We start from the raw sequence: 25,414 nt of genomic DNA, 5'->3' as shown, positions 1-25,414 counted from the left end.
TTGCTTGAAACTCGTATGGCAGAACCGTGACAGGGTTTTACAGCTTGTTACAGGCTGGCGATGAAGTTTCGCAGGATTGTGCAACGCGCCGGCAGGAATCGATTAACGAGACAGGCGTCGCGGCCCTTAACCTTTGATCCTGTCGCAGCCCGTCCCCCGGCTGCCACGCGACTCCCCGGGAGGGTTGAACATGTCCACGCAGATCCCCGTCAGTCATATGGCCTTCGTTCGAGCGCGCGCCGGGCGCTCGGAGGAACTCGGTGTGCGCCTCAGCGCCCTGATCGAACCGTCCCGCGCAGCGCCAGGCTGCCTGAGCTTTGCCTTGCAGCATTCGCAATGCGATCCGGAGCTGTGGCTGGTGTCCGGTTTCTGGGCCAATCAACAGGCCATGACCGCGTACTTCAGCACGCCGGCGATGGAGATTTTTGCCGAGCTGGTGCAGGAGCTGGTGGTCAACCGTCTGGATTTCCACACCTTCAAGGATGTCTCGGCGGCGCAGGCCCTGGGGCAGTCAGCAGTGGCGGTACACAAACTGGCCGGTTGAGGGTTTAATGACGGCATTCTCAACCAGCCAGGATTCGCGACATGGCACGTAAAGCCTTTGAACACTTTGAAGCTGTTTCCGCTGTAGTACCGGGCGAGGGTGGTTACCACGCCGCTATCGCCGTCAAAGCGCTGGGTGGTTCCGGCGCCCCGCGTTTTCACAAGGTGCTGGAAGGGCAGATCTTCAAGACCGCCCATGACGCCGACCTGGCAGCGGCCAAAGAGCTGACCCACCTCAAGGACGTCAAAGAAGACACCGACCTGCTCTGGTGATCACTTCACCGCCCCTGGGCGGTACATCTTGAACAACGCCTCAGGCCCCAGCTGGAAGTAATCCGCCGGCCCGCCGCCGCGCAGAATCGGTTCTGCCGCGGCGGTGTCGTATACCCCGTCCTTCAACAGCCATTTGGCGATATGTACGGCGACCACTTCGCCGAGGATCAGCCAGCTCGGCACCACGTTGCCGTCCGCCCGTTGCAACTGAATGATCTGCGTGACCTTGCACTCGAAGGACACCGGGCTCTCTGCCACCCGTGGCACCTGAATGACCTTCGAGGCAGCGGTCGTCAGCCCGGCCAGTTCGAATTCGTTGACCTCAGGCCCGACCATGGCGCAGCTCTGGTTCATCTGCTCGGCCAGCGGCCGCGTGGCCAGGTTCCAGGCGAATTCGCCGGTCTGTTCGATGTTGTTCAGGCTGTCTTTGCGCCCGACGCTGGAAAACCCAATGATCGGCGGAATGTAGTTGAAGGCGTTGAAGAAACTGTAGGGCGCCAGGTTCAGGTGGCCCTCGGCATCCTGTGAAGAGATCCAGCCAATGGGGCGCGGGCCGACGATAGCGTTGAACGGATCGTGGGGCAGGCCGTGGCCGTTGGCGGGTTCGTAGAAGTGGATGTCGTCAGGCATTGGAGAGAATTTCCGGAGCGGGCTGGAGGCGCTCATGGTGCAAGCACGCGCCGCAGATTTCCAGCCCGACCTCACCCCCTTTAGGAGCGAGCTTGCTCGCGATGGTCGTTAACGATTACGCGTGTTCCCTGGCTGAACGCGGCGGGCTTGAGTCCATCGCGAGCAAGCTCGCTCCTACAGGTTTTGAAGCCGGATCAGCCGATAGCTTCAGCGCTACCGGTTTTGTCGAAACCGTCGGCAGCGATAGCGTCCGCGCTACCGGTTTTATCGAAACCGTCAGAAGCATAGGTGCCCGAGTGGCTGCGTTCGATGGCGGCGCTGGCGCCGGAGCCGTAAGAGGCCGAGCCGGTTTTGTCGTAGCCATCGGCGGCGAACGTGTTGGCGGCCAGTACGGAAAGGGCCAGGGCAAGGATCAGTTTGGTCTTCATGGTAGTGACTCCCGTCTCGTTGGCGTTTAGTGGAAAAAAGCCAAGGCGCCAGATATATCGATTAATTTTCGCAATTAGATCCTGCTACTTATCGATTAATTGGATGTTAAGGCCGTCAGGCTTTTTCGCTTTCAAGGACTGAGTGAGCGCATCGCAATGAATCGATCAGGCCGTTAAAGGTTGGGCGGCGAGCATTAACGCGTGATTAATCGGCTCTTTTACCTGGGTGACGGATTTTTCATGAAGCCTGTGGAGAACAGGTTCGGCAAGCGCGAGGGTGCGCAGTTGCCCTGATAGACCGAGTTGCGCCTATCGCGAGCAGGCTCGCTCCCACATTGGACCGCATTCCTCCCAGGGTACGCGGTCAACCTGTGGGAGCGAGCCTGCTTGCGAAGGGGCCTTGGCAGTCACCCTTGTGGTAACTGCCTGACGTCTGTCAGTCAGTGACGATCCGCGAATGCTTGCGGGTGTCTTTCATGGTGATGTACACCAGCAACGACACGGCAATACACGCGGTGACATACCAGTAGTAACCCGTCTCCATGCCGATGCTCTTGAACCACAGCGCGATGTATTCGGCGGTGCCGCCGAAGATCGATACGGTCAGTGCGTACGGCAGGCCCACGCCCAGGGCGCGGATTTCGGTCGGGAACAGTTCGGCTTTCACCACTGCGTTGATCGAGGTGTAGCCGCTGACGATGATCAGCGCCGCCATGATCAGGAAGAACGCGCCCCACCAGGTCGTAATGGTGTGCAGGGTGGTCAGGATCGGTACGGTGAACAGCGTGCCCAGGATGCCGAAGGCAATCAGGATCGGCCGACGACCGATTTTATCCGACAGCCCACCGATGATCGGTTGCAGGCACATGAACAGGAACAACGTGGCAGCGGAAATGGTGGTGGAGTCGGAAATGCTCATACCGACGGTATTCACCAGGTATTTCTGCATGTAGGTGGTGTAGGTGTAGAACGCCAGCGTACCGCCCATGGTCAGGCCGACCACGGTCATCAGTTCCTTGGGGTGACGCATCAAGGTGCGCATCGCGCTTTCCTTGGCTTTTTCTTTCTTGGTGAAAGACTCGGTTTCTTCCATGCCACGACGCAGGTACAGCGCAACCACGGCACACAGCGCGCCGATGGCGAACGGGATGCGCCAGCCCCAGGCGTAGAGCTCCTCGGTGGTCAGGAAGTTCTGCAGGACAATCAGCACCGCCAAAGCGATGAGCTGGCCGGAGATCAGGGTCACGTACTGGAAGCTGGAGTAGAAGCCGCGACGCTCCTTGGTCGCCATCTCGCTGAGGTAAGTGGCGGAGGTGCCGTATTCGCCACCCACCGACAGGCCTTGCAGCAAGCGCGCGAACACCAGCAGGATCGGCGCGCCGATGCCGATGACTTCATAACTCGGGCTCAGGGCGATCAGCAGCGAGCCGAAGCACATCAGGTACACCGAGGCCATCAGGGCCTTTTTGCGCCCGACCTTGTCGGCATACAGACCCATCAGCCAGCCACCGATCGGACGCATCAGGAAGCCCACGGCGAAGATCGCGGCGGTGTTGAGCAGTTGGGCGGTGGTGTCGCCTTTGGGGAAGAAGGTCTTGGCGAAGTACAGGGAGAAGGCGGCGTAGACGTACCAGTCGTACCACTCGACCATGTTGCCAACGGAGCCGCTGAAGATCGACTTGATGCGGCTGGAAGTGGTTCTTTCTTTGACCGGCGCGGCAGCCGACCCAAGCGGCAGGGAGTTGGAGTTATCCATTGAAGGATCCTTCATTTAATTGTTTTTGTGGAGCGCGATGAAACGCAGCCTGCCAGGGCTATAGCAGGAGCTGTGCCAACGGGGAGAGGGCCGGTTTAGAGGGGGTAGAGTGTTTCAGTGAGCGGAAATCCGCTTATTCGTGGCAGCTGATGGGCGGAAAATTGCTTACGGTTTGGTTGGTTGCTTTGCCTGTACAGGCCCCATCGCGAGCAAGCTCGCTCCCACAATGTTTGGCGTACACAGATCCACTGTGGGAGCGAGCTTGCTCGCGATGGGGCCAGGGCAGACACCACAAAAATCAGGCCTCGGGCAAAAACATCTCCCGGCTCAACCCATGCCGCTGCATCTTTTCATTGAAGGTCCGGCGCGGCAGTTGCAGTTCTTCGAGCACCGCTTTCACATCGCCCTTGTGCCGGGTCAATGCCGCACGCAGGCATTGCGCTTCGAACGCCTCCTGCTGAGCCGCCAGTGACTGGCCGGGCTCGATGCCCAAGGGCTCCGGCTCACCAAGCCCCAATACCTGACGCTCGGCGACATTCGCCAATTCGCGCACGTTGCCTGGCCAGTCGTGGCTCAGCAGATGACTCAACTGGGCGCCGCTCAACGGTGGAAATTTGCGTCCCAGGCGTTCGGCGGCGTTTTGGGCAAAGGATTCAAACAGCAGGGGTATGTCTTCACGGCGTTCGCGCAAGGGCGGCAGGCGTAGCTCAGCGACGTTCAAGCGATAGGCCAGGTCTTCGCGAAAGCGTCCGGCCCGCGCTTCGTCGAGCAGGTCCGGCTTGGTCGCGGCAATGATGCGCAAATCCACGCGGATACTCTGGTTCGAGCCCAGCCGTTCAAGCTTTTGCTCCTGCAACACCCGCAGCAGTTTCACTTGCTGGGCCAACGGCATGCTTTCGATTTCATCGAGAAACAGTGTGCCGCCGTCGGCGTATTCGAGCTTGCCGATGCGCTTGCCGGACGCCCCGGTGAACGCGCCGCTTTCGTGACCGAACAGCTCGGCCTCGAACAATTGCTCGGGGATGGCCGCGCAGTTGAGTGCGACAAAGGGCTTGTCGGCCCGCGGCCCGAAGTCGTGCAGGCAACGCGCGACCAGTTCCTTGCCGCTACCGGTTTCGCCGCGAATCAGCACGTTGACCGGCAGTGCTGCCAGGTCCAAAACTTGCCGACGCAGGGTCTGCAGACCCCGGGACACGCCGAGCAGCGTGGCATCCAGTTTGGCGCGGTTGTCCGCCTGTTCGTGCAGCGCGCGGTTTTCCAGCACCAGCCGGCGTTTGTCGAGGGCGCGGCGCAGGCTGCCGAGCAGGGTTTCCGGGCTGAAGGGTTTTTCGAGGAAGTCGTAGGCGCCGTCGCGCATGGCTTCGACGGCCATCGGTACATCGCCGTGACCGGTCAGCAGGATCACCGGCAAATCGGCATCCCGGCGCTGCACCTCGGCCAGCAGTTCGAGGCCGGTCATGCCGGGCATGCGCACATCGCTGAGAATCACCCCGGCAAAATGCCTGGGCAATTGCGCCAGGCATTCATCGGCGCGACTGAACAACTGCACCTCGAAACCCGACAGGCTCAACCATTGCTCGACGGCACTGCGGATGCTGCTTTCGTCGTCGACCACGATCACTGAGTTCAGCATGGTTCATGCACCTCCAGGTCGATGGGCAAGGTCACGGTGAACACGGCACCTTTGTCATGATTGTCGGCACTCAAGCGCCCGCCGGATTCGTGAACGATGGCAAACGATACGGCCAAACCGATCCCCAGGCCATCGCCCACCGGTTTGGTGGTGAAGAACGGATCGAAGACCTTGGACAGGTTCTCTTCGGCGATACCGCCGCCGTTGTCGATCACACTCAGGCGCCATAGTTGTTCGTCGGCTTCGAGGCGGATTTCCAGGCGTTTGCAGGGTTTATCCTGCATCGCATCGAGGGCATTGCGCAGCAGATTGATCAGCACCTGTTCCAGGCGAATCGCATCGCCACGCACCCAGGCCGGGCGGGTCAGATGCAGCACGGTGCTGACCTGTTCGTCGCGCAGCCGGGTGTCGAGCAGTTGCAGCGACTGATCCACCACCGCCGCCAGGTCCAGGCGTTCGCGCAAACCGCTGGGGCTCTTGCGGGCGAAGGTTTTCAGGTGGCCGGTGAGGGCCGCCATGCGGGTGAGCATTTCATCCACCGGCTTGAGCGCCTTGTAGGCGTCGTCGACGCGGCCGTTGTCGAGCAGCAGGCGCAAGGTCGCCAGCTGCATGCGCTGGGCGGTGAGCGGCTGGTTGATCTCATGGGCCAGGGCGGCGGACATCTGCCCCAGCGCCGCGAGTTTGGCCGACTGCACCAGGCCTTCCTGGGCGGTGCGCAGGTCGCGGGTACGCTCTTCTACAAGCTGTTCGAGTTCTTCGCGACTGCGCTGACGCAGTTTGGCCAGGCGCCAGCGCTGGTTGAGAAACAGCAGCAGGAACACCAGGGTCAGCCATAGCCCGGCCGCGGCGAGGGCAGCATTGCGGCTGTCTTCGAAGGCGACTTGTGGGCGCCGCAGCAGGTGCAGGGTCCAGCCCTCGGTATTCAGCGGCAGGGATTCCCACAGGTAATCCGCCTTGCCGTCCGGGCCATCGACCCGAGCCAGGTCGCTGTTGTCGTCGAAGCGCCGCAACGATTGAAACTCAAGCGGCGTCAGCGGCTGCTTGTCGTACTGGCGGGTGGTCTTGAGTTCGGCGTGATCGCTGTCGCTCAGCGGCTTGAGCAGGCGATAGCGCCAGCCCGGCTGGTTGGCGATGAAGATTATTCCACGTGCGTCGCTGACCAGCAGTGTGTCGCTGCCCTGGCGCCACTCGCGTTCCAGTTCGGGGAACTCCAGTTTCACCACCATGGCGCCGAGGAACTGGCCATCGTCATCGCTGACCGCGCTGGAGAGGAAGTAGCCGGGAATTCCGCTGGTCACCCCCACGGCGTAAAAGCGCCCGGTGCCCTGGGTGCGGGTCTGGTTGAAATAGGGACGGAAACCGTAGTTGTGGCCGACATAACTGCTGGGCAAACGCCAGTTGCTCGCCGCTACGGCGAGGCCGGTGTGATCGAGCAGTTCCAGGGTCGATGATTGGGCGGCACCGTTGATTTTTTCCAGTTTGCGGTTCAATGCGTCCTGCTGTTCGGAACTGACCTTGCCCTTGAGCGCCGAGCGCAGCTCCGGGTCCAGCGCCAGCACCGCGGGCAGGGCGCGGTAACGTTCGATCAGGGTATGCAGGGACGTGGCATACAGAGCCAGTTGCTGATTGGCGCGAGCCGCGTCTTCGACCATTGACTGGCGCACGGTGTGGCGCATGGCCAGGGTGGCCGCGATGGCAGCACCGGCAATGATCAATACGGTATAGAGCGCCAGGCGCAGGGATCGAGATGACTCAAACATGCAGGGCTTACACAAGGAATACGGAGGGGTCGCACGATAACATGAGCGACTTGGCCCTTGTAGGAGCGAGCCTGCTCGCGATGGAAGTCAACGATAACGCGGGGCACCAGACAGCCTGTGTCGTCCAGGTGTCCTTCGCGAGCGGGCTCGCTCCTGCAGGGGTATGGCTTGGCAATAAAAAAGGCGACAGGGATAACCCTGTCGCCTTTTCTGGAGCAGTCCAAGCGCTTACTGCACTTCTACCGCCAGGCTTTCACTGATCTTTTTCTGCCAGATGGCAGGACCGGTGATGTGTACCGACTCACCTTTGCTGTCGACGGCAACAGTCACAGGCATGTCTTTCACGTCGAACTCGTAGATCGCTTCCATGCCCAGTTCGGCGAAAGCCACCACGCGGGACTTCTTGATCGCTTGCGCTACAAGGTAAGCCGCGCCGCCGACTGCCATCAGGTAGACAGCCTTGTGGTCCTTGATCGCGTCGATTGCGGTCGGGCCGCGCTCGGATTTGCCGATCATGCCCAGCAGGCCGGTTTGGTCGAGGATCTGACGGGTGAACTTGTCCATCCGCGTGGCGGTGGTAGGACCGGCCGGGCCAACCACTTCGTCACCGACCGGATCGACCGGGCCGACGTAGTAGATGAAGCGACCCTTGAGGTCCACCGGCAGGGTTTCTCCCTTGTTCAGCATCTCGACCATGCGCTTGTGCGCAGCGTCGCGGCCGGTGAGCATCTTGCCGTTGAGCAGAACGGTTTCGCCCGGCTTCCAGCTCTGCACTTCTTCCGGGGTCAGGGTGTCGAGGTTGACGCGACGGGCCGACGGGCCGGCTTCCCAGACGATTTCCGGGTAGGCGTCCAGCGGTGGCGCTTCCAGCGAAGCAGGGCCGGAACCGTCGAGCACGAAGTGTGCGTGACGGGTGGCGGCGCAGTTCGGGATCATGCACACCGGCAGCGAAGCGGCGTGAGTCGGGTAGTCCATGATCTTCACGTCGAGCACGGTGGTCAGGCCACCCAGGCCCTGGGCGCCGATGCCCAGTTGGTTGACCTTCTCGAACAGCTCCAGGCGCATTTCTTCAATGCGGTTCTGTGGGCCACGGGCCTTCAGCTCGTGAATGTCGATGGATTCCATCAACACTTCCTTGGCCATGACGGCAGCTTTCTCGGCGGTGCCGCCGATGCCGATGCCGAGCATGCCCGGTGGGCACCAGCCGGCGCCCATTTCCGGAACTGTCTTGAGCACCCAGTCGACGATCGAGTCGGACGGGTTGAGCATGGCCATCTTCGACTTGTTCTCGGAGCCGCCGCCCTTGGCTGCCACGTCCACTTCCACGGTGTTACCCGGAACGATGGAGTAGTGGATGACCGCCGGGGTGTTGTCCTTGGTGTTCTTGCGAGCGCCCGCCGGGTCGGCGAGGATCGAAGCACGCAGGACGTTTTCCGGCAGGTTGTAGGCGCGACGTACGCCTTCGTTGATCATGTCGTCCAGGCCCATGGTGGCGCCATCCCAGCGCACGTCCATGCCGACACGCACGAACACGGTGACGATACCGGTGTCCTGGCAGATCGGGCGGTGGCCGGTGGCGCACATGCGCGAGTTGATCAGGATCTGTGCCATCGAGTCGCGGGCCGCTGGCGATTCTTCGCGCAGGTAGGCCTCGTGCATCGCCTGGATGAAATCCACGGGGTGGTAGTAGGAAATGAACTGCAGGGCGTCGGCAACGCTCTGAATCAGGTCGTCTTGCTTGATCACGGTCATGAGTCGCGCTCCTCTAAAAGACGGGAACATTCAATAAGGTGCTTGCAGCTTGGGTGCATCGGTCGGTTGCAAGCACCTTTCAAGGCACGCCGGGCAAGCTGGCGCGACGCTAAAAAGGCGCGGCAGTATACCGCGCATCAAAGGCCGGCACACGCGCCGACAGTCAATCGTTGGTCGCATAGAAGCAGCTGCAAGAGGAGTGCGTGGCTTTTGTGGCGAGGGGGCTTGCCCCCGTTCGGTTGCGAAGCAGCCGCATAACCGGTGAAAACAATCCGCCTGACACAACGACCTGTCTGTTACCGGGACTGCTCCGCAGTCCAACGGGGCGATGCGGCGGTCCGACAAGCCCCCTCGCCACAGGGTCGCGCAAGGCCCGGACCGTCGATCCCGAAAATTGAATGGTCATTTATCGGCCACGCCACTAAAGTGACATTCGGTCTGTAGAGTAGGACGCTCTGTCAGTCTCCTTTCATTTGGTGAATCAACGATTGACCCAAAACGCCATCCAGCGCCTGTTGCTCAAACGTTTCGCCCTCGCGGCCGGCACCTATGCCCTGGCATTGCTGTTGCTGTGGCTGGCGTTTTTTACCGGTCACTACAACGCGCCGCTTTCCAGTGTCGCCATCGGCAGCGCACTGGTAGTGATCAGTCAGGCCATCCTGTTCGCGGTGTTCTACAGCGGCTGCAACCTGCGCTTCGCCGACCCCAGCCTGACCGAGGCACAAGTGTTGCTGGGGCTGGGTTGGCAAACCTGGCTGATTGCCCATCTGGACGAAGCCCGGGGCGCGTTTCTGGTGTTTTACGTGCTGATCCTGCTGTTCGGCCTGTTCCATCTGTCTCGCCGGTCTTTAGTACGATGCGCGCTGCTGGTGTTTTTGAGTTTCAGTGCGATCACGCTGTGGGAGGGCTACCACTTCCAGCTGCCTGACCCAGCCATGGCGGTGTTGCAGGTCTGTGTGCTGTTCATCGTGCTGGTGTGGCTGGTGCTGTATGCCCGCTATGTCCAGGCCTCGCGACAACGCATGCGCCAGCGGCGTTTTGCCTTGCAGGCGCACCAGGACACGTTGCGCGGGATGATGCGCCAGCTCGAAGACCTGGTGGCCACCGACGAGCTCACGGGCCTGTTCAATCGTCGGCATTTCCTGCGCCTGGCGTCACGCGAGCTGAACGCCATGGACGCCGGTGTCGTGCATGGCCTGGCACTGATCGACCTCGACCATTTCAAACGCATCAACGACCTGCACGGTCATGCTGCCGGCGATCAGGTGCTGCAAGCCTTTGCAGGCGTTGCCAGCGCGTGCCTGCGTGACGGTGACGTACTGGCTCGCTACGGTGGCGAAGAGTTCGTGGTGCTGCTGCCCGATTGCGATGCCGACAGTCTGACTTCGTGCTGCGAACGGCTGCGCATCGCGTTCACCGATGTCGAGCTGATTGGTCTGAATGTACGCAACCTCAGCCTGTCCGCCGGCATGACCCTGCTGGAATTGGGTGACGACCTCGATGATGCGTTGCAGCAGGCCGATCAGGCGCTCTATCGCGCCAAGCGTGACGGCCGCAACCGATGCGCGGCAGCGTGGGAGAACGTCGATGCCTGAGCTGCGGGTCGGCGAGCGCCATTGGTCGGTGGCGGCGGGCAGCAATCTGCTCGATGCACTAAATCAGAACGGTGTGCCAGTGCCATACAGTTGCCGCGCTGGCAGTTGTCATGCGTGCCTGGTGCAGTGTGTGCGGGGCCTGCCGAACGACAGCCGCCCCGATGCCTTGAGTGCACAGCAGCGTGAACAAGGCTGGCGGCTGGCGTGCCAGTGCCAGGTGGTCGAGGACTTGCAGGTGCACGCCTTCGACCCGCAAACCGATGGTCATCCAGCCGAAGTCGCGGCGGTCGATTGGCTGACTACCACGGTGCTGCGCTTGCGGGTAATCCCCCAGCGACCGTTGCGTTATAGCGCCGGGCAGCACCTGGTGTTGTGGGCGGGCAGCGTGGCGCGGCCGTATTCCCTCGCCAGCCTGCCGCAGGAAGACCGTTTTCTGGAGTTTCATCTCGATTGCCGCACGCCCGGGGAATTCAGCGATGCCGCCAGGCAAATGCGCATCGGCGATCCGATCCGTCTCGGTGAACTGCGCGGCGGTGCCTTGCATTATGACCCTGACTGGCACGCCCGGCCGTTGTGGTTGATGGCGGCCGGCACCGGATTGGGGCCATTGTTTGGTGTCTTGCGCGAAGCATTGCGCCAGGATCATCAAGGCAGCATCCGCGTCATCCACCTGGCCCATGATGCCGATGAGCACTACCTGGCCAAACCCCTGCAAGCCATGGCAACCAGCCGTCCGAACCTGAGTGTCGAACTGTGGACCCCGGCCGAGTTGCCAGCGGCTTTGGCGCAACTGCGGCTTGTTTCCCGGCAAACCCTGGCCTTACTCTGCGGAGGCCCCGACAGTGTCGACGCCTTTGCCCGGCGTCTGTACCTGGCGGGATTGCCGCGCAATCAACTGCTGGCCGATGTGTTCCTGCCCCGTGGTTGAGCGCTGACTCTTCAGACGCGAGACCTGCCATGACCGATGCTATCCAAGTTGAACGCGAACGCGGCCTGTTGACCCTGCGCCTGAATCGCCCGGACAAGAAAAACGCCCTGACCCGCGCCATGTACAGCCACTTGGCCGAGACGCTGAAACAGGCCGACAGCGACCCCAATATCAACGCCGTGTTGATCACCGGCTCTGCCGAATGCTTCACCGCCGGCAACGACATCGCCGATTTCATCCAGCAACCGCCGAACAGCCTCGACAGTCCGGTGTTCCATTTCATGCTCAACTTGCTCGAATGCCGAAAACCGGTGGTCGCCGCCGTGGCCGGAGCGGCGGTGGGCATTGGTACGACCATGTTGCTGCATTGCGACCTGGTCTACGTCAGCCGCGACGCCCGCCTGCGCATGCCGTTCGTCAACCTTGGTCTTTGCCCGGAGTTCGGCTCCAGCCTGATCCTGCCGCGTCTGCTCGGGCAGGCCAAGGCGGCGGAGTTGTTGCTGCTCGGTGAAGGTTTCAATGGGGAGCAGGCTGCCGCGTGGGGTATTGCGTCCGAAGCCTTGGGCAGTGGCGAAGAAACCTTGGCCAGGGCGCGGGAGATGGCGTTGCGATTCGAGTCGCTGCCGCCGGAAGCAGTGCGTATCAGCAAGCAATTGATGAAAGCGCCGGACCGGGAGCTGTTGCGCAAGGTGATTGAAGAGGAGGGTGCGTTGTTTACCCAGCGGCTGCGGTCGCCGGAGGCGTTGGCGGCGTTGACGGGGTTCATCAAGCGGCATTGAATCTTTCGCTGACTGGGCCGGCCCCATCGCGAGCAAGCTCGCTCCCACAGTAGATTTGTGTACACCAAACCATTGTGGGAGCGAGCTTGCTCGCGATGAGGCCAGCCTGAACAACACAACTATCGGATCAGAATGCAAAAAGCCCCGCCATTCACATGGCGGGGCTTTTGTTTTTCAGCAGCCGGTCACTCAGACCATCGGATCGCCAACGTGCAGGATCTTCATGCCGTTGGTGCCACCGGTAGTGTGGTAGCTGTCGCCTTTGGTCAGGATGACCCAGTCGCCTTTCTGTACCACGCCGCGCTTGACCAGCTCGTCGATAGCCTTCTGGCTGACTTCGTTCGGCGCCAGCGAAGCCGGGTCGAACGGGATGGTGTACACGCCACGGAACATTGCCGCGCGAGCCTGGGCTTCGCGGTGTGGGGTGAACGCGTAGATCGGCACCGAGGAGCGGATGCGCGACATGATCAGCGGGGTGTAGCCACTTTCGGTCAAGGCGATGATCGCCTTCACGCCCGGGAAGTGGTTGGCGGTGTACATGGTCGCCAGCGCGATGCTTTCGTCGCAGCGCTGGAATTCCTTGCCGATGCGGTGGCTGGAGGTCTTGCTGGTCGGGTGCTTTTCGGCACCGACGCAGATACGCGCCATGGCCTGAACGGCTTCCAGCGGGTACAGGCCAGCGGCGCTTTCGGCCGAGAGCATCACGGCATCGGTGTAGTCGAGCACGGCGTTGGCTACGTCGGACACTTCGGCGCGGGTCGGCATCGGGTTCTGGATCATCGACTCCATCATCTGGGTCGCCACGATCACCGCCTTGTTGTGGCGGCGTGCGTGCAGAATGATTTTCTTCTGGATGCCCACCAGCTCGGCATCGCCGATTTCCACACCCAGGTCACCACGGGCAACCATCACCGCATCGGACGCCTTGATCAGGCCGTCGAGGGTTTCGTCGTCGGCCACGGCTTCGGCGCGTTCGATCTTCGCCACCAGCCAGGCAGTGCCGCCGGCCTCGTCGCGCAGTTGACGGGCGTACTCCATGTCGGCGGCGTCACGCGGGAAGGATACCGCGAGGTAGTCGACTTCCATTTCCGCGGCGAGCTTGATGTCGGCCTTGTCTTTTTCAGTCAGGGCCGGAGCGGTCAGGCCGCCACCGCGACGGTTGATGCCTTTGTGATCGGACAGCGGGCCACCGATGGTCACGGTGCAGTTCAGTTCGGTGGCGGTGGCGGTATCGACGCGCATCACCACGCGACCGTCGTCGAGCAGCAGCTCGTCGCCCACACCGCAGTCCTTGACCAGGTCCGGGTAGTCGATGCCGACCACTTGCTGGTTGCCTTCGGTCAGAGGATGGCTGGTGGAGAAGGTGAATTGATCACCGATCTTCAGCTCGATCTTCTTGTTGGCGAATTTGGCGATACGGATTTTCGGGCCTTGCAGGTCACCCAGCAGGGCGACGAAGCGGCCGTGCTTGGCAGCGAGGTCACGCACCAGCTTCGCGCGAGCCTTGTGCTCGTCGGGGGTGCCGTGGGAGAAGTTCAGGCGGGCGACGTCCAGGCCAGCCAGAATCAGCTGTTCGAGAACTTCCGGCGAGTTACTGGCCGGGCCAAGGGTGGCGACGATTTTGGTACGACGGACGGACATGCAAAGACTCCTGAGTTCAAGCGCTGAGTGAGGCTACTATGCTCCGAAGGTGTAGTCATTGTTCGTATGCACTACTTTTCGTGAAGAGCTTGGTTTTTTCGAAGAACCTGGTTATTGCCTTCTTTATAGAACCGCGCAACTTTGCATCCGGCAGCCTGAAGATTTCCGACCATGGGTCGATACAGCGTTCATGACAGGAGATTTTCCCATGCGTTGCGTACTCATTGCCGCCCTTGCCATCAGCGCCCTCAGCGTCACGGGCTGCACCCGTTGGTCGATGAACCATCATTTGAACAATGCCTACAAAGCCTATGACCGGGGCAATTGCGAGCAAGTCATGCTTGAACTGTCCAAGGTCGAGCGCGAAAGCCGGGCGCGACCTTATGTGTGGCCGGAAGCATCGATGATGCGCGGCCTTTGCCTGGAACGGCAGAAGATGTTTGTCGATGCGGCGCAGACGTATCAGTTCATCATCGCGTCGTACCCACAGAGCGAATACGCCTACCGCGCCCGAGCTCGTCTGGAAACCCTGCAAAGCCTGGGTCACTACCCGTTGCGCAGTGCCGCCGCGGCAAAATCCACGCAGTTCTGACGGCCGCAACCCTCTGATCGCTGGCTCCCCGGCGGTGGTGAGCTATAGTCCAGGGAACCGGTTTTAGAGCGTTGTCTCTGATGAACCGGGGCAACACCTGTGACCGGCACAAGCAAGACTCTGCGCTACAAGGACTGGCGCACCGGAAGCGGGGAGAGCGGGCAAAGACTTATGCATACCCGTTCCGAAGCAGTAGTGCGGCTCTGCTTAAGAGCCTTGCATAGCGAATTTGCACATGTTCACTGACCGCCGAATCGAGCGGCATCAACTGCCGTACTTCCTGAAAGTGTTCAACGGCATCACCGGCAAACCCATCGGCTACCTGGGCAATGTCTCCGAAGACGGGCTGATGTTGATCAGCCAGCTGCCGATGATGATCGGCGCGGACTTCAGCCTGCGCCTGAAAATTCCCGCCAGCGAAGGTGGTCTGCGAATCATCGACCTGCAGGCCTGTTGCCTGTGGTGCCACGAAGACGCGACCCCCCAACATTTCGACGCCGGGTTCAGCCTGCAACGGGCACCGCCGGAGTATGGGCAACTGGTAGAGGCGTTGAAGCAGTATTTCAGTTTTCTGCCGCTGCCGGCTTCGGCCTGAGATCAATGAGAACCTGGCTGTGAGTGATTGCCCAGGCTCAGAGTCCGGTTCTCTTCCAGCCCAGGTACCGAGTCACCAACTCTGCCCCCAACTCACCGGGCCGCGCATCCATCACCAATACGCCATGAGCGTTCAAGCGCTCATGGAGTTCGGCGCGTGCATTCAGGTAGTCCACGGTCCCGCAATAGGCCAATGCTTCGGGCAAAGTCTGCACCGGTGACTGACGCAGGGTGTCGAGCACGTCTTCGCGCAGGCCCGCTACCAGCACCTGATGCTGCCGGCTCAGGCGGTGGACGGCCGGAAGCAATTCATCGTCGTCCTCTTCGCGCAGGTTGGTCACCAGCACCACCAGTGCCCGGCGTTTTTGCCGGGCCAGCAGTTGCGTGGCTGCGGCTTGATAGTCGGCGCTGCGTTGGGTGCTGTTCAAGTCATAGACGGTGTTGAGCAGGGTGTTGAGATGGCTGGTGCCTTTTACCGGCGCGAGGTAGCGCGGCTGTTCGCTGGCAAAAGTACTCAGGCCCACGGCGTCGCCCTGACGTAGAGCGACGTAGCTGAGCAACAAACAGGCGTTGAGGGCGTGATCGAAGTGCGACAGCTCATCATCCTGGCTGCGCATGTGCCGGCCGCAGTCGAGCATGAAAATGATTTGCTGATCGCGTTCGTCCTGATATTCCCGGGCAATCGGCGTGCGCTGGCGCGCGGTGGCTTTCCAGTCGATCTGGCGCAGGCTGTCGCCCTCGCGAAATTCGCGCAATTGATGGAATTCCAGGCCCAGGCCCCTCCGTTGTTTCTGGCGGACGCCAAGCTGGCTGAGCCAGTTGTCCACCGCCAGTAATTGCCCTTCATAGAGACGGGCGAAGTCGGGGTAGACGCGGGTGGCGTCGGGCAGGTCGAGCAAGCGTCTTTGCGACCAGAGTCCCAAGGGGCTTGGCAGGTTGATTTCGCAGTGTTCGAAGCTGAAGTGGCCGCGCTTGAGCGGGCGCAGGCGATAACCGGCCAGGCTGTGCTGGCCGGGTTGCAGCTCGACCGTCAGCGGCAGGTTTTCGAAACTCAGGCCCGGTGGCACATGGTCGAAGACTTGTACCTTCAGCGGTTGCGCAAAGTCGTGTTCGACCGTCAGTTGCACCTCGCTCCATCGACCCAGCGCCAGGCTGCCGAGTATCTGGCGTTTCAGCCGGGGCGACGGCAGGCGCTTCACGCACACCGCATCCAGCAGTGCCAGGGCCAGCAGCGCCAGCAGTAACCCCCAGTTGATCGCCATGAGATTCGTCGGAACCGAGACCTCCAATGCCACCAAAGTGCCCGACACAATGGTGCAGGCCAGCAGGATCAACAGCCAGACGAGCACCAGGCGCGAGGGTTTCACAGGCGCGGCGCCGGCACTTGGTCGAGCAACTGCTGGAGCACCTGATCGACATCCAGACCCTCGATATCCAGCTCCGGCGCGATGCGCACACGATGGCGCAGCACGGCCAGGGCGCAGCCTTTGATGTCATCCGGAATCACGAACTCACCGCCGCGCAGCAGCGCCCGGGCCCGGGCACATCGCACCAGCGCGATGGATGCGCGTGGGCCGGCGCCGAGGATCAAACCAGGCCAGTTGCGGGTGGAACGGGCCAGGCGCACGGCGTAATCGAGCACCTGGTCGTCCAGTGCCAGGTCGCTGGCGATGCGTTGCAGGGCCAGTACATCCCTGGCCTGCAATAACGTGCGCATCGGTTGGACATCAAGCATGTCGGCCCGGGTCGAGCGGCTGACCTGACGCACCATGTCCAGCTCCTGCTCGGCGTCGGGGTAATCCATGCGGACCTTGAGCATGAAACGGTCCAGTTCAGCTTCCGGCAGGGGGTAAGTGCCTTCCTGTTCGATCGGGTTTTGCGTGGCGAGCACCATGAACGGTTGCGCAATCGGCAATGCCTGGCCTTCGAGGGTGACTTGCCGTTCCTGCATGGCCTCGAGCAGCGCGGCCTGGGTTTTCGCAGGGGCACGGTTGATCTCGTCGGCCAGTAGCAAGTTGGTGAACAATGGCCCTTTGCGCAGTTTGAATTGTTCAGTCTGCAAGTCATACACGGCATGCCCGGTGACATCGCTGGGCATCAGGTCCGGGGTGAACTGGATGCGTGCGAACTCGCCGCCGAAGCAGCGGGCGAGGGCGCGCACCAACAGGGTCTTGCCCAAACCTGGCACACCTTCGAGCAGCACGTGGCCGCCGGCGATCAGTGCCGTCAGGACGTCGTCGATCACGCTGTCCTGGCCAATCACCGCTTTTTGCAGTTCTTTGCGTACGGCCTGGGCCAGATGGCCGGCACGCTGACGCTGTTGAGCGGCATGGCTCGGTGCGTCGGGCTCGATCGGTTGACTCACGACTTCCGGAGCCTTGTTAGCAGTTACATTTGTTTTATCTTCCATAAGTCAGTCACTTATCTAATCTAACTTTTTCACGTTTTTTTTACGCGCGGAACGAGTGAGTGACTGCCAATCTGCCTCATTGCAAACCCATGGCAACCCTTCATTTGAGCGTTCGTCAGAGGTGGAGGTTAGTCTATGACGGTCAACTGCCGACATTACCTGCCTTGCTTGGGAGAATTTGGTTCGATGAGTGAATCAAACGCTGCTGTCAGGTCTGCACGATAAGGTGCAGCAAAGCCTTGCCGTGTCGCGGCAGTCATTCGGCCATCCCGGAACCAAGGGTGATGCGAGCGAAAAGCATGGCTGGAGCTGCTTGAAACGTATCTGCCGCACCGGTATCAGGCGGCAACGGCGCATGTCGTAGATAGCAGGGACGGGTTCAGCCAGTGACAATTTCACAGCAGAGCAAGCCTGCAACACTCCTTCTGCCTACACAGAATTTAGCTGTGTTGCATCGACCGGTTGAATCCACAGCCGAAAGCTGCCGACCGTCAAGGGCTGCTACCGACCTGGAGCAGTCGGCGAACAGAATAATGGCAAATTAGTGGCTATGCTTGGTCTGCTGTCGAAGCTGATCAGGCAGTCCGGCAGGCTGCGCGGAAATGACCCGCAACGTGCCCTGTGTCACTCGACTATCCTGCATGAAGCATCCAGTTCAGGGGCGCAAATGCGCAACGACACTCGGGAGCTTCGCTCACGAAAACCAGCGTGAATCCAGAACAGAGAAAAAATTTGGCTAATGCTACGCGCGGTGTGTTCTCAGGTTCAGGTGGCGGCACAAAAGGTTGATTGGTTTCCGAATACTGCTTCTATTGATCAATTTAGAAGGATTATGTTTGGAGTTTGTGAAATGGATTTTTTCAGGAATAAAAGCGCCGCAAAGCAAGCCATACCCACCAGTTCAAATAAGCCGCGCTCGACCAAATGGCACCGCATGTACTTTTTTCTTGCGGGATTCGACGTGCTGGTTGTTGTGCTGAGCGTGCTATTGAATCACCTGATCGTCGATACCTATCACCGCTCCATCAAGGCAAACCAGTCGTGGGTCCAACAGCTGTCGAGCTATTCAACGCTGGGCAGCCTGGCTTCCACAGTCAATGCGCCGGGCAATAATGTGTTCGATACACATAATGTTGAAGCCGAATCGCGGAACATGAATGAAGCCCTGCGCGCCTTCAACGAGCATTTGGCAATGGCCAAAAAACAGTTGGAAGTACGGATCGCCAATGAGGCTGAACACAGTGCAGATATACAGGCCTTTACCCTTGCATTGAAGGATGAGGTGGGCGCAGTTGATGCCGCGATGGTCGAAATGGTGAACGAGGCCTTGCTGATCTTTTCCTACTTCAGGGAGGGGCAGTCGGACAATGCCGGCAAACGCATGGCAACGATGGACAGGAAGTTTGCCCTGTTGCTCGCCTCACTCAGTACCGTGCGGGATCGCGTTGGCCTGATTCAAAGCAAGCTCCTGGAGGAGGAGCTTGAGTCGGTCGAAGAACTGCGCCGGGTCGAATACGCGATCATGGTGTTCGTGCTACTGATGGTCAGTGCGGCCGTTATCTACGGGGGCAAGATCAGGCGCGAAATGGAGTCGCAAGCAGCCGAAAGGGAAGGTTATCTGGCAGTGCTGCGCGAAAGCGAGAAGCAGGCCCGCCAGCAAGCATCGCTGCTGGACAAGGCCCAGGACGCCATTGTCGTTCACGGGATGGATAACCGCATCCTGTACTGGAACAAAAGTGCCGAGCGTCTCTACGGTCTGTCAAAGGAAGAGGCACTCGGCAAATCGGCACAGGAGTTGATCTACCAGGGTAGCGCCGCTTTCAATGCGGCCACTGACAGCCTGATAGAAACGGGTGACTGGGCGGACGAAGTTACACTTCGACGCCGGGATGGCTGCACCATCACGCTCGAAAGTCATCGAACCCTGGTGCGAGACGATGATGGCCAGCCGCAATCCGTTCTGTCGATCAATACTGACATCACCCACCGTAAGACCGCTGAGCAAGAGGTCCAGCGTTTGGCCTTCTACGATCAGTTGACCGGGCTGGCCAACAGGCGGCTCATGTTGGACCGGTTACAGCATCTGCTGGCGGGCAGCGCCCGTAGCCTGCATACGAACGGGATAATTCTCATTGACCTGGATAACTTCAAGGCACTGAACGACACGCTGGGGCATGACAGAGGCGACATGTTGCTGCAGCAAGTTGCTCTGCGCCTTTGCGGCTGCATACGCGAGAGCGACACCGTGGCTCGCCTGGGCGGAGACGAATTCGTCGTCCTGCTGGATGGCCTTAATGAGAATCCTCCAGACGCAGCTATCCAGGCCAAGGCTATTGGCGAAAAGATTCTCAACTCTCTGAACATTTCCTACCAGTTGGATGGATATGAGCACCACAGCACCCCCAGCCTCGGCATTGCGCTGTTCCAGGGGCAACTGAGCACAGCGGACGATATTCTGAAGCGCGCTGACCTGGCGATGTATCGCGCCAAGGCGGCGGGCCGCAATACCATGCGCTTCTTCGATCCGGAAATGCAGGCGGTTGCCACGGCACGCGCCAGACTGGAAGTAGACTTGCGCCAAGGCTTGCAGGACAACGAATTCCTTCTTCATTACCAGCCGCAGGTGAATAGTGAGGGCCGTATCATTGGCGCAGAGGCACTGATGAGATGGCGGAATCCTGAGCGCGGAGTCGTGTTTCCAGGCGAGTTCATTCCATTGGCAGAGGAAACAGGGTTGATTCTGCCATTAGGCCGTTGGGCGCTGCAGGCAGCCTGCACTCAGCTGGTTGCCTGGGCAAAGCGTTCGGAAACCGCCCGACTGGGTATGGCTGTGAATGTCAGCGCCCGCCAGTTTCACCATCCGGACTTCGTCGAGGAGGTACTGCAAGTACTGAGATACACGGGGGCCGATCCGAAGAAATTGAAACTGGAACTGACCGAAGGCCTGCTGATAGAGGATATGGAAGGTACTGTCGCCAAAATGATCGAGTTGAAAGAGATCGGCATAGGCCTTTCGCTGGATGATTTCGGAACCGGCTACTCGTCACTGTCATACCTGAAGAGCCTTCCGCTGGATCAACTCAAGATCGATCAGTCCTTCATCAGAGATGTGCTGGTTGATCCCAACGACGCCGCCATCGCCTGCGCGATTGTGAGTCTGAGCCAGATATTGGGGCTTTCGGTGATTGCAGAAGGTGTGGAGACAGAAGCTCAGCGCATCTTTCTGGTCAAGCATGGCTGCCAGACCTACCAGGGATTCCTGTTTTCCCCGCCACTGCCAGCCGAACAATTTGAGGAGTATGTTCACGAAAGATTAATGGCGAGTACTGATTTCACACGGACCAAGTCTAAATCGCCATAACTTCGTAGGTGCCTGGGGACGTCCGCTTTCGGCTGTGGATTCAACCCAATGCGGACGATGAGAGGCCGACTCAAATGTGGCTTGCACCCGCAACTGCCGGAGGTAGCCTCGAACAGCTCGTAAGGGACTGTCTTCTAATCCAATGGGAATCCAACACTTGTCAGGTGCCAGATCATAAGGCGTTCCTCAAGGTTTGCAGGTGGGCGACCTGGCGGCTGAATTCAACGCTGGAAAGCCGTTGTTTCGGCCGCGGGCTCATGGCCTGGCTGATGGCGCGTGTGGGTTGGCCGGTCAGGCGCGCGAGCACCAGCCATTGTTCGGCAACGCCGAGCTGTTCAAAACCGGGGTGACGACGCCGTACACGCCGCAGGATGTCTTGCTGCAAGGCTTGCAGCAGGACGGCCTGACCGTTGCGGCGCAACAGGAAGTCGGCACTGGCGCGCAGGTGCTCCTGCAATTGCCGGCGTGCTTTCGGAGCCGCTTCCAGCAGCGGTCCCTGGCGCACGCCAAAGTGCCAGAAACTCAGGCCGATCAAGGCGAGCAACGCGACCAGCGCCTGGGGGAAGTAACGCAGTAGTAACGTAAGCAGGCTGTCGTGATCGGTGTTGAAGATCAGCGTCACGCGGGTGTCGGCGGTCAGGTACCAGAGCAGCCAGGCGTTGTCGTACCGGTCGATGGTCGGGGTTTTCCACAGGTCGGCATCGGTGACCACGATGATCGAACCGAGCCCGTGGTTGAGTTGCATCATATGCGTGGCCCTGGCGCTGTTGGCCCAGGCCAGGGCGAGGTTTTTCGGGTCTTCGAGATGGAACGCGGTATCGAAACCGGCATAGGCCGGGGCGTCTTCGCCTTCCAGATAGAGCTTGGTCAGTTGCGGGTACGGATCGTCACCGACATCCGGCGGTGGGTCCTTGAGGTCTTTGCTCAAGGACTGGTGCAGTTGCACCCGGTCGAGCAGCAGGTCATTGCTATGGCCGAGTTTTTCATCCCACAGCGACTCGGCGACGAACAGAAGCCGCCCGCCGGCCCGGGTCCAGTTCATCACCTGGTCGATCTGCCGTGGGGTCATGTTGTAGCGTTCCCCGAGCAACAGCAGGCTGTGTTGATGCGGGTCGAGGCTGGGCAGGATATCGAGGCCATTGGCGTGGCCGACCTTCAGGCCTTGCTTGCGCAGGAACAACTCGGCCGCCAGATAAGGGTTGGCATTGGCTTCGGGGGAGGGGCCGTGATCGATTTCGGTCTGGTAGGGAGTCGCCTTGAGGTACAGATAAACACTCAACGCAGCCAGCAACACGGCCATCAACGCACCGGCTATCGAACCCCGGCGCCGACTCAACGGACAGCCTCCGGACCGAACAGAACACGCCAGCCGTTACACAGTTCCTGTTGCACTTGAGCGGGCGGCAGGCGATGCCCGTAGGCCATGTTTTGCCAGTGCCCGGTAAGGTTTTGGCTGTAGGCCAGCAAGGCCGGCTGCTGCAGTAGCTCGACACGCCGAAGCACCTGGCCTTCGGTGTCGGCGGCCTTGAGCACGATATTGAAGTCGTGCAGCAGGCGGCTGAGCAGAGCGCGATAGAGCAAGCCAAGCGCTTCGCGTGGGTGGGCTTGCCAGAGGCTTTCGGCGTGGGCGGCGATGTCGGCGGGCAGGGATTCGGGCTTGAGGTCCAGGCCGAACGCCTGCTGCGGTAACGGTCGCGTGGCTTTGACATTGAGGGGCGGTCGTCGGCTGACGAACGCCTGCAGCCAGTCGCGATAGCGCCAGATCAACAGGCCGACGGCGCCAATGACGATGCCCCACAGTACGATTTCGATCAGTGTCGCCAATGCCCCGAAGTGTTGCCCCTCGAACAGCTTCAACAGCGCCTTCAACCATTGTGGTGTCTTGCCGTCGTCCAAAGCTTCAGCATTCGGTTGCTCTTCGCCAAAGCGGTAGCGCGTGACCGATTCCCGGTTCTTGAAGGGCGCCTGTTCGAGGATCGCCTTGATGCTGTCCCTGGAGGCCTGACTGGTAAGGGGCTGGCCCAGCAGGCGCGGGCTGTCGGGTGAGAAGGCCGGTTCTGTGGCCCATGCGTTGTGGGTGGTTGGCATCAGCATAATCACGGCCATCAACAGGACAGCGCCTGCACTGACCAGGCGTTGGCGCATCCGGCGAAACACCAGTTCGATATCCCAGGCCTCCAGCACGGTGCGCCGGTTCAGGTACAGGCTGAAACCGCAGGCGACATAGATCGGTTCCCAGGCCACCAGCACCAGTGCATAAAAGGCATTAGTCAGGTGTTCCAGCCAACGCCAGTCCTGGGTGGCCGCCGAGATCAGCGACTGCCAGCTCCAGTCGAGCGCGACCTGTTGTGGCAGCAGCAGATAGAACAACACCATCAAGCCGACCCACAATGCGCCTTCCAGGTGCGCGCCGATGATCGTCAGCCAGCGTGCGGTGCCGGCGTCTCGCTGCAACAGCACTTGTAGGCGTTGTTGCCGTTGCTGCCCGTCCAGTCCTTCGAGTTGCACCACCGGCATCACGAAACTGCGGGGCAAACTCAGGCGTCGCCAGGTCAGGCTGGCCAGCAATTGCGGCTTGAGCAGACGTGGCCATTGGCGCAGGGCCTGTTTGAGCGTGGGCGTTTCACCGAACATGGCTTTGGACAGGATGTATAGGGGAAGGCGTTCGAACGCCGGCTTCAGCCACCAGAAAATGAACACGGCGAGATCGGGCGAATCCCAGAGCCCCCAACTGAGCAGCGCGAAAACCGGCAAGGTGACCAAGGCCCAACTGGTCATCAACAGACGTCGGTGGCGTTGGCTCAGCAGCACCCCCAGGTCCATGGCTTCCCAGGTCGAGCGCGGGCGAATCACCACCGTGGCGTCACTCAGGCGCATGGCGCTGACGTCCGGCAAACACGAGATAAACCACCACCGACAGCCAGAGCGCCGCGCCGACCAGATATTTGGTCTGGTGCGAAGGGCCGGTCATTGACGACCAATAGGCTTCGATAAACGCCGCGATCAACAGAAACAGCATGACCCCGCAGATCAGCAGCACGCTCTTGCGCGCAGCCAATCGCAAGGCCTCGGCCCGTGGCAGGCGCCCCGGGGCGACCAAGGCCCAGCCCAGCTTCAGACCGGCGGCACCGGCCAGGGCGATGGCGCTGAGTTCGAAAGCGCCATGGCCGATCACGAATGACCAAAAGGTTTGTCCGTAGCCGACGTAGGTCAGGTGCCCGGCCACCGCACCGATCATCAGGCCGTTGAAAATCAGGAAAAACACGCTGCCCAGACCGAACAGCAAACCACTGGCGAAGGTCTGAAAGGCAATGCCGATGTTGTGCATGATGTAGTAGCCGAACATCGCCCAGTCCTCACTGGCGGCTCGTTCCGCCGTGCGCCCGAGGTGACCGGCAACAGGGTCGTACATGCTTTGCATCTCGCTGACCTGCTCGGCGGGGATCAGGTTGTAGACCAGCGCCGGGTACAGGTACACCAGCAGCGCGAAACCGGTCAGGCTGCCAAAAAACATCAGGCTGGCGGCGAGGACAAAACGCCACTGTTCGCGCACCAGTCGCGGAAAGTCGGCCAGGATGAACGCCAGCACATTGGCCCCCAAATGGCTGCGATGACGGTAAAGCTGTTGGTGTCCGCGCAGCACCTGTTGCTGCAAGGAGTCGATCAGAAAACTGCTGTAGCCACGCTCCCGTGCCAGTGCCAGGTGTTGGCAGAGGCGTCGGTAGTCCTTCGGGAAGCTGCCGGCTTCGGTAGCCTTGCCGTCCCGTTCCAACTGCTCGAGCAGATGGGCGAAATGATCCCATTCGGCCTTGTGCCGGCTTTCAAAAAGGCTTTGCTTCATGTCGGCCCCAACAAGCCGCGGGCGATACCGTTGAGCTCGGTCACTGCCTGCGGGGGTTCGACTTGCAAGGGGTGGGCGAGAATCGAAGCCAGTTCATTGACCCGCGCTTCGGAGAGTTCACCCTGGCGCTCGGCAAACCCGAGGATGGCTCGTTGCTCGGTGAGTGTCAGGACAAAGGCCGGGCGGCGGGGCCGGGCTTCGGGGAGCTGGGGGCGGGTGTGCGGTCGTTCGCGGTAGATCACCAGGGTCCCGGCGGCGATATCGCCGAGGCGCTTGAAGTGGGGATGTTGCAGGCAACTGATGGCCCCGAGGAAGTAACCGAACGGCAGCAGGTCGACAACGCGCAGCAGGTTGCGCAACAGCGACGCCGACCAGCCGACCGGGGTGCCATCGTCGTGCACCACCTGCAGGCCCATCCATTGCTTGCCCGGCGAGCGACCGTGATTCAGCACCTCGAACAGCACCATGTACCACCAGCTCACCACGAACAGCAGGATCGAGCCGAGCCCGGCTCCGAGTTTGCCGAGCATCGCCAGCACAATGAACAGCACGCCCAGGACCAGGCCGCGTAAACCAAGATCAATGGAGAATGCCAGCGCACGGACCATCAACCCGGCCGGGCGCAGTGGCAGGTCGACGCCCTCCGGCGTTTCGACCTGGTACCGCGTATCCAGCGGAGGTGACAGCGGCGCATTCCGTGGCTGTGCTGTGGTCTCGAGCATGGGCAACCTGATGATGTGGCCTTATTCGGGATTGTGTATCCATTCGATGCTAGCAGCCTATTCGAGGGGCGGGGGGCGGGGGAAACGACATAACTATGCATTGCATGGTGAGTCGCGCAAGGTGCTTGAATGACAAGACTACTGGCCGGGGCGGGCGGTGAACGCCTAGACTTTGC

Annotated in this window: 21 protein-coding genes; 8 read left to right on the top strand and 13 right to left on the bottom strand. The window is 60.7% G+C overall.

Annotated features, from left to right (window positions below):
* Positions 1 to 190: 190 nt before the first annotated feature.
* Together PSJE_RS11790 and PSJE_RS11785 are read left to right on the top strand one after the other, a co-directional pair.
* On the top strand, positions 191 to 544 hold the full coding sequence (locus tag PSJE_RS11790; RefSeq protein WP_090457483.1) for a putative quinol monooxygenase: 354 nt from the start codon (positions 191 to 193) through the stop codon (positions 542 to 544).
* 41 nt (positions 545 to 585) lie between these two features.
* On the top strand, positions 586 to 816 hold the full coding sequence (locus PSJE_RS11785) for a hypothetical protein (RefSeq protein WP_057713482.1): 231 nt from the start codon (positions 586 to 588) through the stop codon (positions 814 to 816).
* On the opposite strand, the gene PSJE_RS11780 is transcribed toward PSJE_RS11785, so the two are convergent.
* From PSJE_RS11780 to PSJE_RS11755, 6 genes are all read right to left on the bottom strand, one after another.
* Positions 817 to 1,446 carry a flavin reductase family protein gene (locus PSJE_RS11780; RefSeq protein WP_090457482.1) on the bottom strand — a complete coding sequence of 210 codons (630 nt, stop codon included), beginning with the start codon at positions 1,444 to 1,446 and terminating at the stop codon, positions 817 to 819. It abuts the gene before it with no gap.
* A gap of 194 nt (positions 1,447 to 1,640) precedes the next feature.
* Positions 1,641 to 1,874, bottom strand: a complete 234-nt coding sequence (locus tag PSJE_RS11775; RefSeq protein ID WP_090457481.1) for a hypothetical protein — start codon at positions 1,872 to 1,874, stop codon at positions 1,641 to 1,643.
* A 436-nt stretch (positions 1,875 to 2,310) separates the two neighbouring features.
* Positions 2,311 to 3,630: an MFS transporter gene (locus PSJE_RS11770; protein WP_090457479.1), complete on the bottom strand. Its 1,320-nt coding sequence runs from the start codon at positions 3,628 to 3,630 to the stop codon at positions 2,311 to 2,313.
* 298 nt (positions 3,631 to 3,928) lie between these two features.
* Positions 3,929 to 5,263, bottom strand: coding sequence for a sigma-54-dependent transcriptional regulator (locus PSJE_RS11765; protein WP_057713486.1), 1,335 nt, complete (start codon positions 5,261 to 5,263; stop codon positions 3,929 to 3,931).
* Positions 5,257 to 7,023 carry a sensor histidine kinase gene (locus PSJE_RS11760; RefSeq protein ID WP_090457477.1) on the bottom strand — a complete coding sequence of 589 codons (1,767 nt, stop codon included), beginning with the start codon at positions 7,021 to 7,023 and terminating at the stop codon, positions 5,257 to 5,259. The genes PSJE_RS11765 and PSJE_RS11760 overlap by 7 nt, the downstream gene beginning before the upstream one ends.
* A 228-nt stretch (positions 7,024 to 7,251) precedes the next feature.
* Positions 7,252 to 8,775 carry a fumarate hydratase gene (locus PSJE_RS11755; RefSeq protein ID WP_090457475.1) on the bottom strand — a complete coding sequence of 508 codons (1,524 nt, stop codon included), beginning with the start codon at positions 8,773 to 8,775 and terminating at the stop codon, positions 7,252 to 7,254.
* 488 nt (positions 8,776 to 9,263) lie between these two features.
* On the opposite strand from PSJE_RS11755, the gene PSJE_RS11750 reads away from it, so the two are divergent.
* Genes PSJE_RS11750 through PSJE_RS11740 form a run of 3 tightly spaced genes read left to right on the top strand, consistent with a single transcriptional unit; the run spans position 9,264 to position 12,077 of the window.
* The gene (locus PSJE_RS11750; protein WP_057713488.1) at positions 9,264 to 10,370 is read left to right on the top strand and encodes a GGDEF domain-containing protein; all 1,107 of its coding nucleotides are present in this window, start codon (positions 9,264 to 9,266) and stop codon (positions 10,368 to 10,370) included.
* Positions 10,363 to 11,298, top strand: a complete 936-nt coding sequence (locus tag PSJE_RS11745; RefSeq protein ID WP_090457474.1) for an iron-sulfur-binding ferredoxin reductase — start codon at positions 10,363 to 10,365, stop codon at positions 11,296 to 11,298. The genes PSJE_RS11750 and PSJE_RS11745 overlap by 8 nt, the downstream gene beginning before the upstream one ends.
* Before the next feature lie 29 nt (positions 11,299 to 11,327).
* A complete protein-coding gene (locus tag PSJE_RS11740; protein ID WP_090457472.1) occupies positions 11,328 to 12,077 on the top strand; it encodes an enoyl-CoA hydratase-related protein in 750 nt (249 codons plus the stop codon).
* Positions 12,078 to 12,266: 189 nt separating this feature from the next.
* Here PSJE_RS11740 and pyk read toward each other — a convergent pair whose 3' ends face one another.
* Positions 12,267 to 13,718 (bottom strand): pyruvate kinase, encoded by a 1,452-nt coding sequence (gene pyk, locus PSJE_RS11735; RefSeq protein ID WP_007978464.1) that lies wholly within the window; start codon positions 13,716 to 13,718, stop codon positions 12,267 to 12,269.
* A 208-nt stretch (positions 13,719 to 13,926) separates the two neighbouring features.
* On the opposite strand from pyk, the gene PSJE_RS11730 reads away from it, so the two are divergent.
* Positions 13,927 to 14,310 carry a tetratricopeptide repeat protein gene (locus PSJE_RS11730; protein ID WP_090457471.1) on the top strand — a complete coding sequence of 128 codons (384 nt, stop codon included), beginning with the start codon at positions 13,927 to 13,929 and terminating at the stop codon, positions 14,308 to 14,310.
* A gap of 235 nt (positions 14,311 to 14,545) precedes the next feature.
* A complete protein-coding gene (locus tag PSJE_RS11725; protein ID WP_057713492.1) occupies positions 14,546 to 14,905 on the top strand; it encodes a PilZ domain-containing protein in 360 nt (119 codons plus the stop codon).
* A 37-nt stretch (positions 14,906 to 14,942) separates the two neighbouring features.
* Here the strand turns inward: PSJE_RS11725 and PSJE_RS11720 are convergent, their stop codons facing one another.
* Both PSJE_RS11720 and PSJE_RS11715 read right to left on the bottom strand, forming a co-directional pair.
* The gene (locus tag PSJE_RS11720) at positions 14,943 to 16,271 is read right to left on the bottom strand and encodes a DUF58 domain-containing protein (RefSeq protein WP_090457470.1); all 1,329 of its coding nucleotides are present in this window, start codon (positions 16,269 to 16,271) and stop codon (positions 14,943 to 14,945) included.
* On the bottom strand, positions 16,268 to 17,269 hold the full coding sequence (locus PSJE_RS11715; protein WP_090457468.1) for an AAA family ATPase: 1,002 nt from the start codon (positions 17,267 to 17,269) through the stop codon (positions 16,268 to 16,270). Before PSJE_RS11715 ends, PSJE_RS11720 begins: the two co-directional genes overlap by 4 nt.
* Before the next feature lie 895 nt (positions 17,270 to 18,164).
* Here PSJE_RS11715 and PSJE_RS11705 point away from each other — a divergent pair.
* Entirely contained in the window at positions 18,165 to 20,675 is a 2,511-nt protein-coding gene (locus PSJE_RS11705) for a putative bifunctional diguanylate cyclase/phosphodiesterase (RefSeq protein WP_090457467.1), read from the top strand.
* Positions 20,676 to 20,847: 172 nt separating this feature from the next.
* Here PSJE_RS11705 and PSJE_RS11700 read toward each other — a convergent pair whose 3' ends face one another.
* Genes PSJE_RS11700 through PSJE_RS11685 form a run of 4 tightly spaced genes read right to left on the bottom strand, consistent with a single transcriptional unit; the run spans position 20,848 to position 25,238 of the window.
* Positions 20,848 to 21,975, bottom strand: coding sequence for a DUF4350 domain-containing protein (locus tag PSJE_RS11700; protein WP_191622241.1), 1,128 nt, complete (start codon positions 21,973 to 21,975; stop codon positions 20,848 to 20,850).
* A 32-nt stretch (positions 21,976 to 22,007) separates the two neighbouring features.
* A complete protein-coding gene (locus tag PSJE_RS11695) occupies positions 22,008 to 23,552 on the bottom strand; it encodes a DUF4129 domain-containing protein (protein WP_090457463.1) in 1,545 nt (514 codons plus the stop codon).
* Positions 23,539 to 24,516, bottom strand: a complete 978-nt coding sequence (locus tag PSJE_RS11690) for a stage II sporulation protein M (protein ID WP_090457984.1) — start codon at positions 24,514 to 24,516, stop codon at positions 23,539 to 23,541. The genes PSJE_RS11695 and PSJE_RS11690 overlap by 14 nt, the downstream gene beginning before the upstream one ends.
* Complete coding sequence (locus tag PSJE_RS11685) at positions 24,513 to 25,238, bottom strand: RDD family protein (RefSeq protein ID WP_090457461.1); 726 nt, start codon at positions 25,236 to 25,238, stop codon at positions 24,513 to 24,515. The genes PSJE_RS11690 and PSJE_RS11685 overlap by 4 nt, the downstream gene beginning before the upstream one ends.
* Positions 25,239 to 25,414: the final 176 nt, after the last annotated feature.

The sequence above is a fragment of the Pseudomonas jessenii genome, assembly GCF_002236115.1.
Taxonomy (GTDB): domain Bacteria; phylum Pseudomonadota; class Gammaproteobacteria; order Pseudomonadales; family Pseudomonadaceae; genus Aquipseudomonas; species Aquipseudomonas jessenii.
The sequence above is the reverse complement of the archived record's forward strand: the minus strand, read 5'-3'. Positions and strand labels throughout refer to the sequence as shown.

What these genes read in the sequence shown, in the direction of transcription:
- PSJE_RS11695 (WP_090457463.1), bottom strand. Translation starts at nt 23,552, where the DNA reads ATGCGCCTGAGTGACGCCACGGTGGTGATTCGCCCGCGCTCGACCTGG.
- PSJE_RS11730 (WP_090457471.1), top strand. Translation starts at nt 13,927, where the DNA reads ATGCGTTGCGTACTCATTGCCGCCCTTGCCATCAGCGCCCTCAGCGTC.
- PSJE_RS11700 (WP_191622241.1), bottom strand. Translation starts at nt 21,975, where the DNA reads ATGGCCGTGTTGCTGGCTGCGTTGAGTGTTTATCTGTACCTCAAGGCG.
- PSJE_RS11765 (WP_057713486.1), bottom strand. Translation starts at nt 5,263, where the DNA reads ATGCTGAACTCAGTGATCGTGGTCGACGACGAAAGCAGCATCCGCAGT.
- PSJE_RS11725 (WP_057713492.1), top strand. Translation starts at nt 14,546, where the DNA reads ATGTTCACTGACCGCCGAATCGAGCGGCATCAACTGCCGTACTTCCTG.
- PSJE_RS11785 (WP_057713482.1), top strand. Translation starts at nt 586, where the DNA reads ATGGCACGTAAAGCCTTTGAACACTTTGAAGCTGTTTCCGCTGTAGTA.
- PSJE_RS11685 (WP_090457461.1), bottom strand. Translation starts at nt 25,238, where the DNA reads ATGCTCGAGACCACAGCACAGCCACGGAATGCGCCGCTGTCACCTCCG.
- PSJE_RS11780 (WP_090457482.1), bottom strand. Translation starts at nt 1,446, where the DNA reads ATGCCTGACGACATCCACTTCTACGAACCCGCCAACGGCCACGGCCTG.
- PSJE_RS11755 (WP_090457475.1), bottom strand. Translation starts at nt 8,775, where the DNA reads ATGACCGTGATCAAGCAAGACGACCTGATTCAGAGCGTTGCCGACGCC.
- PSJE_RS11705 (WP_090457467.1), top strand. Translation starts at nt 18,165, where the DNA reads ATGGATTTTTTCAGGAATAAAAGCGCCGCAAAGCAAGCCATACCCACC.
- PSJE_RS11760 (WP_090457477.1), bottom strand. Translation starts at nt 7,023, where the DNA reads ATGTTTGAGTCATCTCGATCCCTGCGCCTGGCGCTCTATACCGTATTG.
- PSJE_RS11740 (WP_090457472.1), top strand. Translation starts at nt 11,328, where the DNA reads ATGACCGATGCTATCCAAGTTGAACGCGAACGCGGCCTGTTGACCCTG.
- PSJE_RS11690 (WP_090457984.1), bottom strand. Translation starts at nt 24,516, where the DNA reads ATGAAGCAAAGCCTTTTTGAAAGCCGGCACAAGGCCGAATGGGATCAT.
- pyk (WP_007978464.1), bottom strand. Translation starts at nt 13,718, where the DNA reads ATGTCCGTCCGTCGTACCAAAATCGTCGCCACCCTTGGCCCGGCCAGT.
- PSJE_RS11770 (WP_090457479.1), bottom strand. Translation starts at nt 3,630, where the DNA reads ATGGATAACTCCAACTCCCTGCCGCTTGGGTCGGCTGCCGCGCCGGTC.
- PSJE_RS11775 (WP_090457481.1), bottom strand. Translation starts at nt 1,874, where the DNA reads ATGAAGACCAAACTGATCCTTGCCCTGGCCCTTTCCGTACTGGCCGCC.
- PSJE_RS11790 (WP_090457483.1), top strand. Translation starts at nt 191, where the DNA reads ATGTCCACGCAGATCCCCGTCAGTCATATGGCCTTCGTTCGAGCGCGC.
- PSJE_RS11745 (WP_090457474.1), top strand. Translation starts at nt 10,363, where the DNA reads ATGCCTGAGCTGCGGGTCGGCGAGCGCCATTGGTCGGTGGCGGCGGGC.